At 70.1% G+C, this 13,875-nt stretch carries 14 protein-coding genes and 1 tRNA gene; 7 read left to right on the forward strand and 8 right to left on the reverse strand.

Going from position 1 to position 13,875, the window contains the following annotated elements:
- Positions 1–316 precede the first annotated feature (316 nt).
- Together H9Y04_RS31705 and H9Y04_RS31710 are read left to right on the forward strand one after the other, a co-directional pair.
- Positions 317–1,627 (forward strand): SGNH/GDSL hydrolase family protein, encoded by a 1,311-nt coding sequence (locus H9Y04_RS31705; protein WP_187817533.1) that lies wholly within the window; start codon positions 317–319, stop codon positions 1,625–1,627.
- A 26-nt stretch (positions 1,628–1,653) separates the two neighbouring features.
- The gene (locus H9Y04_RS31710; protein WP_187817534.1) at positions 1,654–2,760 is read left to right on the forward strand and encodes a hypothetical protein; all 1,107 of its coding nucleotides are present in this window, start codon (positions 1,654–1,656) and stop codon (positions 2,758–2,760) included.
- Here the strand turns inward: H9Y04_RS31710 and H9Y04_RS31715 are convergent, their stop codons facing one another.
- The 5 genes from H9Y04_RS31715 to H9Y04_RS31735 all read right to left on the reverse strand — a co-directional run bounded on the left by H9Y04_RS31715 (position 2,761) and on the right by H9Y04_RS31735 (position 7,267).
- A complete protein-coding gene (locus H9Y04_RS31715) occupies positions 2,761–3,768 on the reverse strand; it encodes a hypothetical protein (RefSeq protein ID WP_187817535.1) in 1,008 nt (335 codons plus the stop codon).
- 120 nt (positions 3,769–3,888) lie between these two features.
- The gene (locus H9Y04_RS31720) at positions 3,889–4,581 is read right to left on the reverse strand and encodes a DUF1707 SHOCT-like domain-containing protein (protein ID WP_187817536.1); all 693 of its coding nucleotides are present in this window, start codon (positions 4,579–4,581) and stop codon (positions 3,889–3,891) included.
- Between the two features lie 34 nt (positions 4,582–4,615).
- Positions 4,616–5,632 carry an ABC transporter ATP-binding protein gene (locus H9Y04_RS31725; protein ID WP_187817537.1) on the reverse strand — a complete coding sequence of 339 codons (1,017 nt, stop codon included), beginning with the start codon at positions 5,630–5,632 and terminating at the stop codon, positions 4,616–4,618.
- Positions 5,632–6,453, reverse strand: coding sequence for an ABC transporter permease (locus H9Y04_RS31730; protein ID WP_187817576.1), 822 nt, complete (start codon positions 6,451–6,453; stop codon positions 5,632–5,634). Before H9Y04_RS31730 ends, H9Y04_RS31725 begins: the two co-directional genes overlap by 1 nt.
- Positions 6,454–6,463: 10 nt before the next feature.
- Positions 6,464–7,267 carry an ABC transporter permease gene (locus H9Y04_RS31735; RefSeq protein WP_187817538.1) on the reverse strand — a complete coding sequence of 268 codons (804 nt, stop codon included), beginning with the start codon at positions 7,265–7,267 and terminating at the stop codon, positions 6,464–6,466.
- Positions 7,268–7,457: 190 nt separating this feature from the next.
- Between H9Y04_RS31735 and H9Y04_RS31740 the strand changes: the two genes are divergently transcribed.
- The gene (locus H9Y04_RS31740) at positions 7,458–9,869 is read left to right on the forward strand and encodes a transglycosylase domain-containing protein (protein ID WP_187817539.1); all 2,412 of its coding nucleotides are present in this window, start codon (positions 7,458–7,460) and stop codon (positions 9,867–9,869) included.
- Between the two features lie 88 nt (positions 9,870–9,957).
- Here the strand turns inward: H9Y04_RS31740 and H9Y04_RS31745 are convergent, their stop codons facing one another.
- Both H9Y04_RS31745 and H9Y04_RS31750 read right to left on the reverse strand, forming a co-directional pair.
- Positions 9,958–10,314 carry a GroES family chaperonin gene (locus H9Y04_RS31745; RefSeq protein ID WP_187817540.1) on the reverse strand — a complete coding sequence of 119 codons (357 nt, stop codon included), beginning with the start codon at positions 10,312–10,314 and terminating at the stop codon, positions 9,958–9,960.
- Positions 10,315–10,358: 44 nt separating this feature from the next.
- Complete coding sequence (locus tag H9Y04_RS31750; RefSeq protein WP_187817541.1) at positions 10,359–10,679, reverse strand: DUF3618 domain-containing protein; 321 nt, start codon at positions 10,677–10,679, stop codon at positions 10,359–10,361.
- Positions 10,680–10,808: 129 nt separating this feature from the next.
- Between H9Y04_RS31750 and bcp the strand changes: the two genes are divergently transcribed.
- The 4 genes from bcp to H9Y04_RS31770 all read left to right on the forward strand — a co-directional run bounded on the left by bcp (position 10,809) and on the right by H9Y04_RS31770 (position 12,966).
- Positions 10,809–11,276, forward strand: coding sequence for a thioredoxin-dependent thiol peroxidase (gene bcp, locus H9Y04_RS31755; protein WP_187817542.1), 468 nt, complete (start codon positions 10,809–10,811; stop codon positions 11,274–11,276).
- Positions 11,277–11,438: 162 nt separating this feature from the next.
- A complete protein-coding gene (locus H9Y04_RS31760; protein WP_438818173.1) occupies positions 11,439–12,020 on the forward strand; it encodes an HNH endonuclease in 582 nt (193 codons plus the stop codon).
- 34 nt (positions 12,021–12,054) lie between these two features.
- Positions 12,055–12,879, forward strand: a complete 825-nt coding sequence (locus tag H9Y04_RS31765) for an HNH endonuclease signature motif containing protein (RefSeq protein ID WP_187817543.1) — start codon at positions 12,055–12,057, stop codon at positions 12,877–12,879.
- 11 nt (positions 12,880–12,890) lie between these two features.
- Positions 12,891–12,966: transfer RNA gene (locus H9Y04_RS31770), tRNA-Leu, on the forward strand.
- Positions 12,967–13,024: 58 nt separating this feature from the next.
- On the opposite strand, the gene rdgB is transcribed toward H9Y04_RS31770, so the two are convergent.
- Positions 13,025–13,627 carry an RdgB/HAM1 family non-canonical purine NTP pyrophosphatase gene (gene rdgB, locus H9Y04_RS31775; protein WP_187817544.1) on the reverse strand — a complete coding sequence of 201 codons (603 nt, stop codon included), beginning with the start codon at positions 13,625–13,627 and terminating at the stop codon, positions 13,025–13,027.
- Positions 13,628–13,875 lie beyond the last annotated feature (248 nt).

Raw genomic sequence — 13,875 nt, forward strand, 5'->3', positions numbered from 1 at the left:
CCACGCGTCCGCCCTGCCGCCCAGTCCGCACTGACCGCCCCCGCACGTATGGCCCGCCCTCGTACGTATTGTCCCTGCCTGTCCCGCTCCTGGAACGCATCACATCTGACCGACTCCTGGAACGCATCAGGAGTTCCCGGCGTCCTCCTTGTCGACGCAGAACCCGGGGAATCCCAGGGATGCCCCGGACGGTGCGTACGGGATGCGCGGCAAGGCACGACACGGGGGGTACCGTGCGCGACCTCGGGCCGCATACCGCAAAATGGGATTGTCCAATCGGAGCCTCGGGCTCCCCTGCCCGAGGAGCACACCGCGCATGACCAAGCGTCACGGTTATGCCCTTGTCGCCGCGCTCGCGGCCGTCGTGGTGCTGATCTCCACCGCCATATACGTCGCCTTCTCGGGCGGTGACCGCCACGACACCACCCTCGGCGCGGGCCCCTCCGCACAGGGCAGCGCCGATCCCGCGGCGGCCGGCTCCTGGGTCGGTACGTGGGCCACCGCTCCGGCCGGCGCCGAACCGCGCACGGGTGCCGGATTCGCGGGCCGCACCCTGCGCAATGTGGTGCACACCAGCGTCGGCGGCACACACGCCCGCATTACGCTCTCCAACCTCTTCGGCACCCAGCCGCTGACGATCGGCCACGCCTCGATCGCCCAGGCCTCCGCGCCGAGCAATCCGACCGCGCGCCCGGACAGCCTGCGCCGCCTCACCTTCGGCGGAAAGCCCCAGGTGGTGATCCCCGCGGGCGGCCAGGTCACCTCCGACCCGGCGCGCCTCGCCGTGCCGGCCGACGCGGACCTGCTCGTCAGCACGTACGCGCCGACGCCGTCCGGACCGGTCACCTACCACCCGCACGCGCGCCAGATCTCGTTCGTGGCGAACGGCGACCAGACGCAGAACCCGCGCGGTGACGGCTACACCGAGCAGAGCCCGTACTGGCGTTATCTGACCGCCGTCGACGTGCTCACGCGCGAGGCGACCGGCTCCGTGGCGATCCTCGGCGACTCGCTCACCGACGGTGTGACCTCCACGCTCGGCGCCAACGCCCGCTGGCCCGATGTCCTCGCGGACCGGCTGCGCGAGGAGGCGGGCGCGCCGCGGCTCGGCGTGCTCAACGAAGGCATCAGCGGCAACCAGCTGGTCCCCGGCGGGCAGTTCCCGCCCGCGGGCCCCAGCGGAGTGAGCCGCTTCGAACGCGATGTGCTCTCCCGTACGGGGGTGAGGTCGGTGGTCGTCGTGCTCGGCGTCAACGACCTGCTGCGCAACCCCCGGCACGCCGACGCCGACCAGCTCCTGGACGCCATGCGGGAACTCACCCGCCAGGCGCACGCCCGCGGACTGCGGGTCACGGGCGCGACCCTGATGCCGTTCAACGGGCACCGCGGCTACCGGCCGCACCTGGACCAGCTGCGCCGCACCATCAACGCGGAGATCCGCAGCGGCCGCGTCTTCGACCATGTCGTCGACTTCGACCGCGCACTGCGCGATCCGTACGCGCCGGACCGGCTGCGGGAGCTGTACGACTCGGGCGACCATCTGCACCCGAGCGACGCGGGCTACCGCAAGATGGCCGAGTCGTTCAACCTGTCGCACCTGCGGGGCTCGGCCCCGGCCCAGCTGTGATCCTGACGGGTCGCCAGTCTTCGCGGATGCGTACGTGGTGGAGAGGGCGGCGGCTTTACGTGATCGGGGCGACGGTGGTCGTGGTGGCGGCCGGGGTGCTCGTGCCCGTGACGACGGCCGGCCCGGACGACGAGACCTGCTGGACCGCACCGGCGTCGGTGACCCGGCTCGCGAAGAACCCGGAGGCGGCGACCGCGGCGCTCGATCCGGGCGATGATCTGTCCCGCCTCGATGCGGTGACCAAGCTCCTCTCCCATGACGACCTGTGCGATCCCGCGGACCTCGGGGCGGTGATCGAGGCGGCGACCGTGTCCCAGCCGGGTACCGCGCACACGAAGGCGCAGGCGCGGGCCACGTATGCCGTGGCGGGCGCCTACGACGACCCTGACGGCCAGGGGAACTCGACGATGCCCTCGGGGCTCGAACCGTTCGTGGCCCGCATGGTGGCGGACTACATCGTGGACGCCGGCCGCAAGGACTACATGATCGACAAGGAGGACGGGCCGGCCGACCCGGCCGAGGACCTCGTCGCGGACGAGTTTCCCCATCCCGGGGAGGCCCATGTCGCCTTCACCTACCGGCGCTACGAGTCGTCCATCGAGGGACTCGTGGAGAACTCGGCGCGCGACCCGGAAGCCTTCGCGCTGCTCTACGACGCCGAACTGGCCGCACTGGCGCACTACTTGGAGCGGGTCGACCCGAAGGCCTTGCTCATCGATGAAGATCTCGGCGAGAAGGACGGGGGCCGCAAACCCAGGAAGGTCCTCGACCACTCCACGAAGTGGACGGTCCGGTACGCCGCCGAGCGGGTGGGCACATTGCTGGGGCACCGCTTCGAGAACGCCCGCAGCGGAGAGATCACCGACGTGGGCGCGTTCGACCGGGAGGTACGCCGCCGCCTGAAGGGGGAGTTCAGGACGGCACCCGAGCTGGTGCGCAGCCGGCCGGTCATGGGCGACATCGCCCGCAGACCGGCCGCCGCGAAACTGTCGGGTGACGCGTTCGACGGCCGCGCACGCCTGCTCGGCATCCTCGACACCTGGGCCGATTCCCGTGCCGTACCGCAGCGGACGGCCGTACAACTGCGCAACCTGGTGACCGACGGCTATCTGAACGCGCTGCGCAACGTCTGATCAGCCGGCCGGCATCAGGCGCACGTCCGTGCAGCCGCGCCGCTGCGCCTGGTCCTCGGCGAAGGTGAGCACCAGTTCACGCATCCGGCGGTCGGAGACCTGTGTGTCCTCGTCCGCCCAGCCACGGAACCAGGCCGGCTCGCCATCGCAACGCGCCCTCACCGTATTGCTGCGCCATTCGCCGTCGTGCCCGGTGACCTCGCCGGTGCTCCAGTCCCCGAAGTACGCGACCAGCGCGCCATTGCCGTCGTCGTCGTAGCCGGTCCGATTCTCCTCGGGAGTGTCCAGGAACAGCTCGCAGTGGACCATCGGAGCGGTGTCACCGCCCGCCACCCGCACCCGGGCGTTCCCCGCCAGCTGCGCGACAGCCGCGCCACAGGCCGAGTCCCGTGCACCGGACGCGCTCTTCGGCTTGGCATCCCTGCTCAGTACGTCGTCGGGCACGGTCAACGGCCTCGCGCCACAGCCCAGTTGATCCGAGGCGCGGGCCGCCCCCGTCACTGCGGCCTGCAGCAGCGCCACCGAGGGGTCGCCGGTGGTCCCGCCGCGGGCAACCACCAGCATCGTGCGCGGGCGGCCCTTGGCGTCCTTGCCGAGCGCCGGACATGCCTGCCGGAGCACCGCGTGGCCCGCACCGTCGAAGAAGCCGGGCAGGCCATGGGGCAGCCCGACCAGCCCGTCCACGGACCGCCCGGCGCTGCGCAGGAGCGCGGCATCCTGCTGATCGCGGCCGGTGTACGCGGAGATGCCGACGAGCCGCTCGGTGCGGCCGCTGTCCGTCTCGTACTCGAGTGCGCAGGAGTACTGGCCGAGCTCCTCGATCAGCTGCTCGTCCGTGCCGACGAGCGGACGTCCGTCCTCGTTGAGCACATCGACGACGAGGTCGGGGAAGACCCCACCACAAGCCCCCCGCGCCACCCACCAGTCCTGCACCGAAGGCTTCGCGCAGTAGCCGACCAGGCCGAGCACCACCACCCCGAGCACCGACAGCTTCACCCAGCGTCGCACCTGCAACCCACCCCGTACCCGCGAAGAGACCGAACGGAGCGGACCCTACCGTCAGACCTTCGGGCGGCCCGGCGCGCCCCTGCCGTCAGCCGTTCGGGCCGCTCGGCGCGGGTCCTGCCGTCAGTCCTCCAGCTCCTTGCGCTCCGCCTTCTTCTCCAGCTTGGCCCGGCGCCGCTCCTCCTTCAGGCGCTGCTTCTCCGCGCGGGTCACTTTGCGTTCGACACCGATCCCGCCCATGAGCGCGAACCCGGTGAGGATCACCCGGGGCGCCCCGGGCTCCCCCGGCACGCCCTCCTCGCTGTGGTCGAAGCCGCCCATGATGCCGAAGCCGCGGACGACGACCTCGACGCCGGGCGGCACGATCACGTTCATCCCGCCCATGACGGCCACGCAGTTGATGACGGTCTCGCGGTCCTCGAAGCGGGCCTCGCGCAGATCGATCTCGCCGCCACCCCAGAACGCGAAGCAGTTGAAGCGCCGCGGCGCGGTCCACACGCCCTTGCGCTGGAAGCCGCCCATGATCGCCACGCCGCCGCGCGAGGTGGCCTCGCCGCCGACCCGCGCGGACCAGTCGGAGCCCACGGCGGGCGCGGAGGAGGCGAACGGCACCGGCGCCGCAGCCTGCCCGGCCACCGGCAGGTCGCGCGTCAGAGGCTCCAAGTCCCCATAGGTACGCGCCTTGTAGACGGAGTCGAGACGCTCCTCGAACTCCTCCATGTCGAGGCGGCCCTCGGCCAGCGCGTCCCGCAGCACCTCGGCGACCCGCTCGCGGTCGGCGTCTGATGCCCTCAGCTCGGGCAGGTCGTCGGTCATATGAATCAGCCTAGCCGGGCACCCGCCGCGAAGGTCACCCCAGTTCTGCCCGGTCCGTGTACATCTTCGCGATCACCGCTTCGATATCGGGTTCGCGTACGGAGAGATCCACCAGCGGATACGCCGAGGCGATCTCCGTCACCAGCGGCGCCGCGGACGCGGATGCGGGGAACGCCAGCCACTGGCGCGGCCCTTCGACCTTCACCACCCGCGCGCCCGGGACCTCCAGGGCGGGCAGTTCACGCTCCAGGTCCACCACAAGAGTGCGCTCGCTCTCGCCGACCTCGTGCAGCCCGGCCAGCGCCCCGTCGTACATCAGCCGCCCGTGGTCGATGACCATCACGCGCTTGCAGAGCTGCTCGATGTCCTGGAGGTCGTGGGTGGTGAGCAGCACGGTCGTGCCCGCGTCGGCGTTCAAGTCCCGCAGGAATTCCCGGACTTTGGCCTTGCTGACCACGTCGAGGCCGATCGTCGGCTCGTCCAGGTACAGCACCTCGGGGTCGTGCAGGAGCGCCGCCGCGATGTCTCCGCGCATCCGCTGCCCGAGGGAGAGCTGCCGCACGGGAACGGCCAACAGGTCCGCCAGGTCCAGGAGTTCGACGCAGCGCTCCAGGTTGGCGCGGAAGCGCGCGTCGGGAATGCGGTACATGCGGTGCGCCAGCTTGTACGAGTCGATCAGCGGCAGATCCCACCACAGCGTGGTGCGCTGCCCGAAGACGACACCGATGCGGTGCGCGAGCCGGGTGCGCTCGCGCGAGGGGTCGATGCCCGCGACCCGTACGCGACCGCCGCTCGGCGTCAGGATGCCGGTCAGCATCTTGATCGTGGTGGACTTACCGGCGCCGTTCGGCCCGATGTAGCCCACCATCTCGCCGCGCGGCACCGTGAAGCTGATCCCGTCGACCGCCCGCACCTCATGCCGCTCGCGCCGCAGGAACCCCTTCTTCTTGCGTACGTCGAACACCTTGCGTACGTCGTCGAGTTCGATGAAATCCATGGCGTCGGAGTCCAAGACGCGATCAGCTCCCTGTTCCTGCGTTGCGCACGACATCAGCTCCCCGTACTGCGGTACGCCCGAAGCCCCGCCCGCCAGCACGCCCCCGCCAGCAGCGCGCACAGCACGGCGACGAGCGGCGGCAGGAAGGCGGTGAAGGCCGGCAGGTCCACCGGGTAGGGGCGGCCCAGGACGTAGAGCGCGGGCAGCCAGTTGACGAAGGCCAGCGGGAACACGAAGGTCACGCCGCGCACGAGGTCCTTGGCGAAGATGGTCGGCGGGTACTGCAGAAGCGTGTTCCCGCCGTACGTGAAGGAGTTGACCACCTCCGCGGCATCGCGCGCCCAGAACTGGAACGCGGCCCCCGCCACCATCACCGACCCGAAGATCACCGCCCCGGACAGCACCATCATCGGAACGACGAGGACCTTGAGCACCGTCCAGTCGATGTCCACCAGGACCAGTGCCCAGACGAACACGAACAGCCCCTGGGTGACCCGCCCGAGCCGGCGCAGCGCGAACCGGTCGGCGGCCACCTGCGCGAGAACCGGTGCGGGCCGCACAAGGAGCGTGTCGAGGGTCCCGTCGCGCACCCGCCGCCCGATCCGGGAGACCTGGCCGAGCGCGAGATCCGCGAGGCCGAAGGCCGTACTGGTCGCCCCGTACAGGAAGGCCACCTCCGCGAAGGCGAGGCCGCCGAGGCCCTCGACATGCGTGAACATCAGCAGGATCACGACGAAGTCGAAGAAGTTCACGACGAAATTGGCGAGCAGCGTCATCGCGAACGAGAAGCGGTACGTCATCGTGGAGCGGATCCACATCGCCGCGATCATCCGGAAGGCGGCGAGCCCCTCCACCAGGCGCGCCCCTGCCGTCATCGCCCCCGGCTCAGCCACCCTGGACCACCACCCTTCGCCGCGCGACCAGTTGCAGTCCGCGCCCGGCCGCGAGCAGCACGACGGCCCAGCCCGCCTGGAACCCGTACGCCTCGAGCAGGCCCCAGCCGGTGTGCTTGCCGAGGAACACATCCGCCGGCACCTGCAGCATCGACGCCCACGGCAGCACCCGCGCCACATCGCCGAGCACGCCGGGGAAGACCGTGAGCGGCAGCAGCATCCCGGAGAAGAACAGACCGCACAGCCAGGCGATCTGCACCACGCCCGCCCCGTCCATCAGCCAGAACGCGCTCAGCGCCACCAGGAACCAGATGGCGAAACCGACCACCACTCCCAGCGCGACCGAGACGAGGAAAGCCGGCCACTGCCAAGCGTGGTCCGGCAGCGCCAGATCGAAGGCGAGCGCGCCCACGGCCATCGGCACGATCCCGCGGCCGAGCAGCTCGAAGGCGGCCCGCCCCAAGTCGGCCGAGAGCCACCACAGTTGGAGATCGGCGGGACGGTACAGGTCGATCGCGACATCGCCGGTCTTGATGCGCTCGATCAGCTCCTCGGCGAACCCTCCGCCGCCCATCAGACCGCAGGTCGCCAGGAGCGCCTGCCCGATCCAGACGTACGCGAGGGCCTCGGGCTTGTCGTAGCCCCCCAGGTTCGGGCGCTCGTCCCACAGGGCCATGAAGGTGAAGGTCAGGACGAAACCGAAGACGGTGTTGGTGAAGACGCCCGCCGCGGTCGCCACCCGGTACGTCGCGTGCCGCCGGAAACCTCCGGCCGCGACGGCCGCGTACAAGCGCACGTCCCTGCCCCTCTCCCGACCGTAGATCCGCCGGTCACCCCCGGCAAAAGGGGCGGCGGCCAAAGACGACGACCCTAGCCCCGCACGGCAACAAGGCGCCATGCGTTTTCACTCATCCGGCCGATCGCGGGGCCGTCCGGGGCGCGCGCCGACCGCGGGGCTCATACGACCTGATGCCAAGGTGTCAGACATGAGCGACGAGCCGCGTGAGCAGGAGGGGCAGCAGCAGGGGTGGGCTCCCCGCGAGCCGGAGCCCGCCGGCACTCCGCAGCCCGGCCCCCCGGAGCCGGACACCCGGGCGCAGCCCGACGGCAAGGGCAAGGCCAAGGGCAGGAAGAGCCGCAAGCGCACCGGCTGGCGCCGCCTCCTGCCCACCTGGCGCATGGTCCTCGGCACGTTCCTGCTCCTGTGCCTGCTGATCGGCGGCGCACTCGTCGCCGGCTACATGCTCGTCGACATCCCGCCCGCCAACGCCGCCGCCACCGCACAGACCAACGTCTACCTGTACGCGGACGGCAAACAGCTCGCCCGCGACGGCGACGTCAACCGCGAGAACATCCCGCTCTCCCAAGTCCCCGAGAACGTACGGCAGGCAGTACTCGCCGCCGAGGACCGCGACTTCTACTCCGAGTCCGCCGTCGACCCGAAGGCGATGCTCCGCGCGGCCTGGAACACCGTCAGGGGCAAGGGCAAGCAGTCCGGCTCGACGATCACCCAGCAGTACGTGAAGAACTACTACCTCAACCAGGACCAGACGATCGGCCGCAAGGTGAAGGAGTTCTTCATCGCGATCAAGCTGGGCCGCGAGGTCTCCAAGGACGACATCCTCGAGGGCTACCTCAACACCAGCTACTTCGGACGCAACGCGTACGGCATCTCCGCCGCCGCCCACGCGTACTACGACAAGAAGCCCGACGACCTGACCACCGCCGAAGGCGCGTATCTCGCGACGCTCCTCAACTCCCCCAGCGCGTACGACGTGACGGCGCACCCCGAGAACAAGCCGCGGGCCGTGGCCCGCTGGAACTACGTGCTCGACGGCATGGTCAAGGAGAAGTGGCTGAATCCGACCCTCCGCTCGAAGATGAAGTTCCCCGACCCCGAGGCCGAGGCCGGCACCTCATCGGGCCTGTCGGGACAGCGCGGCTATCTGGTGAACGCCGTCAAGGACTATCTGCTCGCGAACGAGATCGTCGACGAGGACGAACTCAAGAGCGGCGGCTACCGCATCACCACCACCATCGACCCGGACCAGCAGGACGCCTTCGTCAAGGCCGTCGACGACCAGCTGATGTCCAAGCTCGACAAGGACACCCGCAAGGTCGACCGCAACGTCCGCGCCGGCGGCGCCGCAATCGACCCCAAGACCGGCCGGGTCACCGCGCTGTACGGCGGGATCGACTACGTCAAGCAGTTCACCAACAACGCCACCCGGCGCGACTACCAGGCGGGCTCCACCTTCAAGGCCTTCGTCCTCGCCTCCGCCTTCGACAACGGCTCCACCACCCAGGACGGCCGCCCCATCACCCCGAACACCATCTACGACGGCACCAGCGGCCGACCCGTACAGGGGTGGAACGGCGAGCGTTTCGCGCCCGAGAACGAGGACCACGTCGACTACGGCAACATCACCGTGCGCACCGCCGCCGAGAAGTCCGTCAACTCGGTGTTCGCACAGATGGCCGTGGACATCGGCTCCGACAAGGTGATGGACACCTCCATCGCCCTCGGCATCCCGAAGACCACACCCGGCCTCGGCCCGTACCCCTCGATCTCGCTCGGCACCCCGACCGCCAGCGTCCTCGACGTCGCCCAGGCCTACGCGACCCTCGCCAACCACGGCCGGCACGGCACGTACGCGCTCGTCGACAAGCTGGAGAAGAACGGCAAGGAGATCACCCTCCCCTCCCGCGACACCGAGCAGGTCATCTCCCGCGCGGCCGCCGACACCACCACCTCCGTCCTGCAGAGCGTCGTCGACGACGGCACCGGCTCCGCCGCACTCGCCGCGGGCCGCCCGGCCGCGGGCAAGACGGGCACGGCGGAGGAGGACAAGGCCGCCTGGTTCGCCGGCTACACCCCCGAACTCGCCACCGTGGTCGCGGTGATGGGCCAGGACCCGGACACCGCCGTCCAGACCCCGCTGTACGGGGCAGTGGGACAGCCGCGCATGAACGGCGGCGCCTACCCGGCGCGCATCTGGGCCCAGTTCACCCGCACGGCACTGGCCGGTGAGCCCGTACGCGACTTCGACCTGGAGATCCCGGCCGGCTCCGAGGAACCCCCGCCGCTGCCCACCTTCGAGCCGCCGGAGGGGCAGACCGAGGGCACCGACCGGGGACAGACGCAGGGCCAGGACCAGGGCCAGACGCAAGGCGCCGACCAAGGTCAGACGCAGGGCCAGAACCAGGGCCAGACGCAGGGCACCGACCAGGGACAGACCCAAGGCGCCGACCAGGGTCAGACCCAAGGCCAGACCAACGGGGGCATCGACGGCGGCGCCGACGGCGGTGCGGACGGGGGCGCCGACGGAGGGGCCGCTGTCGGCGGACAGGACGGCGGCCAGGACGCGGACGGCGGGGCGGACGCGGGCAGCACGTAGGGGCGCGGTCACATGGCATACGGAGAGGGCCCGGCGAACAGAATCGCCGGGCCCTCTCCGTATCGAAACGGGGCGTCGCAGCCGTGACCTAGAGATAGAGGCCCGTCGAATCCTCGGACCCCTCGAAGCGGTCGGCGGCGACCGCATGCAGATCCCGCTCACGCATCAGCACATAGGCCACCCCGCGGACCTCGACCTCGGCACGGTCCTCCGGGTCGTACAGAACGCGGTCACCGGGCTCGACCGTGCGCACGTTCTGCCCGACCGCGACGACCTCCGCCCAGGCGAGCCGCCGGCCCACGGCCGCGGTCGCCGGGATCACGATCCCGCCGGTCGAACGCCGCTCGCCCTCGACCGTGTCCGTCCGTACGAGGACCCGGTCGTGCAGCATCCGGATGGGCAACTTGTCGTGTTGGGTACTGCGCTCGAATCCCTTGGCACTCACGTCCCGCAACCTACCTGTCTCCAAGCCGGCCCCACGCCCCAGGGTCAGCCCCTGCGCCGCCGCGACCCCAGGGCGAGCAGCCCCACCACGCCCACGACGAGCAGCGCCACCGGCACCACCCGCTCCATGCGCGGCGCGCCCTCACCGTCCACGAACTGCGCCTTCACTTCGCTGACCGCACGGTTCGCGCTCACATACGCGCGCCCGAGCGTCTGGTCGACGCCATCGGCGAAACGTGCCTTCGCGTCCCCGACGATCGTCTTCGGATGCATCCGCACCCCGATCTCGTCCAGGGTTTCGGCCAGCTGGGTGCGCCGCCGCTTGATGTCCGCCTCGATCTCAGCGGGGGTCCTGGCATCCGACACCGCGCCGCCTCCGTTACGTCGTACGTCTCTGGGAGAAGACAGTCTGTCAGTTCCCACGATCCGGTACCTCACGGCGGCCCCGTTACGCTCGTTCCGTATCCATCCCGACCGCTTCGAGGAGCCCCACCGATGAGCGAGCGCCTGCAGCCCGGCGACACCGCCCCCGCCTTCACCCTGCCCGACGCGGACGGCAACGAGGTCTCCCTCGCCGCGCACAAGGGCCGCAAGGTCATCGTCTACTTCTACCCGGCGGCTCTCACCCCCGGCTGCACCAAGCAGGCCTGCGACTTCACGGACAACCTCGACGTCCTCGCCTCCGCCGGCTACGACGTCATCGGCGTCTCGCCCGACAAGCCGGAGAAGCTCGCGAAGTTCCGCGACAAGGAGAGCCTCAAGGTCACGTTGGTGGGCGATCCGTCGAAGGAGGTCCTCATGGCCTATGGAGCCTTCGGCGAGAAGAAGCTCTACGGCAAGGTGGTGGAGGGCGTCATCCGCTCGACGATCGTCGTCGACGAGGCGGGCAAGGTGGAACACGCCTTCTACAACGTCAAGGCCACGGGCCACGTCGCCAAGATCATGCGGGATCTGGGGGTCTGAGGGCTCCCTCCCTCTCACACCGCTCGTACGGGAACGGCCCGTGCCACTTGCTCTCCGGCAAGTAGCACGGGCCGTTCCGCTTTTCGGGCGTAACTGTCCGATATTCGGTTCGTTGATACGTGCGAAGGGTGGGAACGGGCGGGCGAAATCGGGAGGGTCTTCATGGCGGGGCAGCGGTATACGCGGGAGCTGCTGGAAGCGGCGGTACGGAAGGCAGAAACCTGGGACGAGGCGGTCCGGCTCTGCGGAGGGGAGCCAACCTCGGGGAGCCGACGGTATCTGCGTAAGAAGGCGGCCGAGGCTGGCATCGATACTTCGCACCTACGGGAAGGCGGAGTACGGCACACGGAGGAGACGCTGCGGGCGGCTGTCGAGGCGTCCACAAGCATCAAGGACGTTGTCCGACACCTGGGCATCAGCAACGTCGGCGGGAACCAGACCCACATCAGCCGACGTATCGCGGCCCTTGGCATCGACACGTCCCATTTCACGCAACCGAAGAGACGCCCGAAGGGCTCGCTCGGCAGCGTGCTGTCGCTGCGCTCGCCTGACGACGGCAGAATCCCCGGCCGCCGCCTCAGCCGGGAGCTTCTACGACTCGGGGTTCCAGAGGCATGCGCCTTGTGCGGCTGCTCCGAATGGCACGGCGATCCGGTCCGACTGGAGGTCGACCACATCAACGGGAGTGGTGGGACAACCGCCCGGAGAACCTCCGCCTGCTCTGCCCCAACTGCCATTCGGTGACGGACACTTACCGCGGACGGAATCGAGGCGTCTCATGAGGGCCAAGTACCCGCGGGGCCTGCTGACCGAGGCAGCCAAGGAGTCGACGAGCCTGGTCGACTTGATGCGCCGAGTCGGCGCCCCCCTGGGCAGCAAGCCATATCGCTACCTTCGCGACCGGCTCGCCCACTATGGAATCGACACGTCCCACTTTTGCGACGAGCCCCTTCCAGAACGCCCGAAGCGCTCGTACTCCAAGGAAACCCTGGCGCAGGCAGCGGCCGGTTCCACCAGCATCCGCGAGATCTTTCTCCACATGGGTATCCCTCCCGAGGACGGCCCATACGAACACGTCAAGCGAAAGCTCCAGCAGTTCGGCATCGACACCAGCCACTTCCAAGGCCGTGGAGGGCTCTTCCCGGAGGAGGAGTTCAGGAGGGCTGTCGCGGAATCACTCGGCGTCGCAGACCTGCTGAGGCGACTGGGGTTTCCCCGTCCTGGCGGAGCCTCGATCGCCCGAGCGAAGCGGAGCATCGAAGCGTACGGCCTCTCGACCGCGCACTTCATTGGTCAAGCGCACTGTGCCGGAGCCACACCGCACAACCGTATGCACGCCGACGAGATCCTGATCCGAAAGCAACCTGGAGCCCGCCGCACAAACACGACACTGCTGCGCCGGTCGCTCGACGAGATCGGTGTGCCGCGCGCCTGCGCCCGGTGCGGCCAAGGCGAGCTGTGGCACGGCAAGCGGCTGGTGCTGGAGATCGACCACATCAACGGCGACCCGTTGGACAACCGTCGCGAGAACCTGCGGTACCTCTGCCCCACCTGTCACAGCCAGACTCCGACCTTCTCAAGTGGCCGTCGCAGCACCAAGTAGAGTGGCGCCGCGGGCCCGTACCCCAGCTGGCCAAGAGGGCGCCGGTTTAGGTCCGGTGTGTCGTGGGTTCGAGTCCCACCGGGCCCACCGCTTGAAGGGCGCGACGCTTCTACGCATCGCGCCCTTCGTCGCACGTGGCCGGGGGTCAGCCCAGCAGTTCCCTGACCACAGGGACCAGTGCGCGGAAGGCCTCGCCTCGGTGGGAGATCGCGTTCTTTTCCGCGGCCGTCAGCTGGGCGCAGGTCCGCGTCTCCCCGTCCGGCTGGAGGATCGGGTCGTAGCCGAAGCCGCCGTCGCCGGCGGGTTCGTGGCGGAGGGTGCCGCGGAGGCGGCCTTCGACGACGCGTTCGGTGCCGTCGGGCAGGGCGAGTGCGGCGGCGCAGGCGAAGTGGGCGGCGCGGTGGGGGTCGGCGATGTCGCCGAGCTGGGCGAGGAGGAGGTCGAGGTTGGCCTTGTCGTCGCCGTGGCGGCCGGCCCAGCGGGCGGAGAAGATGCCGGGTGCGCCGCCGAGTACGTCCACGCAGAGTCCGGAGTCGTCGGCGACGGCGGGCAGGCCGGTGGCCTGGGCGAGGGCGTGTGCCTTGAGGAGCGCGTTCTCGGCGAAGGTGACGCCGGTTTCCTTGACGTCTGGGATCTCGGGGTAGGCGTCGGCACCGACGAGCTCGTGCCCGAGCCCGGCTTCGGCGAGGATCGCCCGCAGTTCGGTGATCTTTCCGGCGTTGCGGGTGGCGAGGATGAGGCGGGTCATGGCCCCGATTATGGCTCCCTGCTCAGCCCCTGCGGCATCGCCGGCCGGTCCGGCCAACTCGACCACTGTGGCGGGCGGGGTCTGGGGGCGCAGCCCCCAGAGGGGCCCTGGGGGCAAAGCCCCCGGTGGGGGCAAGGGGCAAAGCCCCAACAGGGGGGTGCAGGGGGCACAGCCCCCCCGGGCCCCCCCCCCCCCCCGGCGCCCGCCCCCCCGCCCCCCCCGCCGCCCCCCCCCCCCCCCCCCCCCGC

Source organism: Streptomyces polyasparticus (assembly GCF_014493765.1).
GTDB classification, from domain to species: domain Bacteria; phylum Actinomycetota; class Actinomycetes; order Streptomycetales; family Streptomycetaceae; genus Streptomyces; species Streptomyces polyasparticus.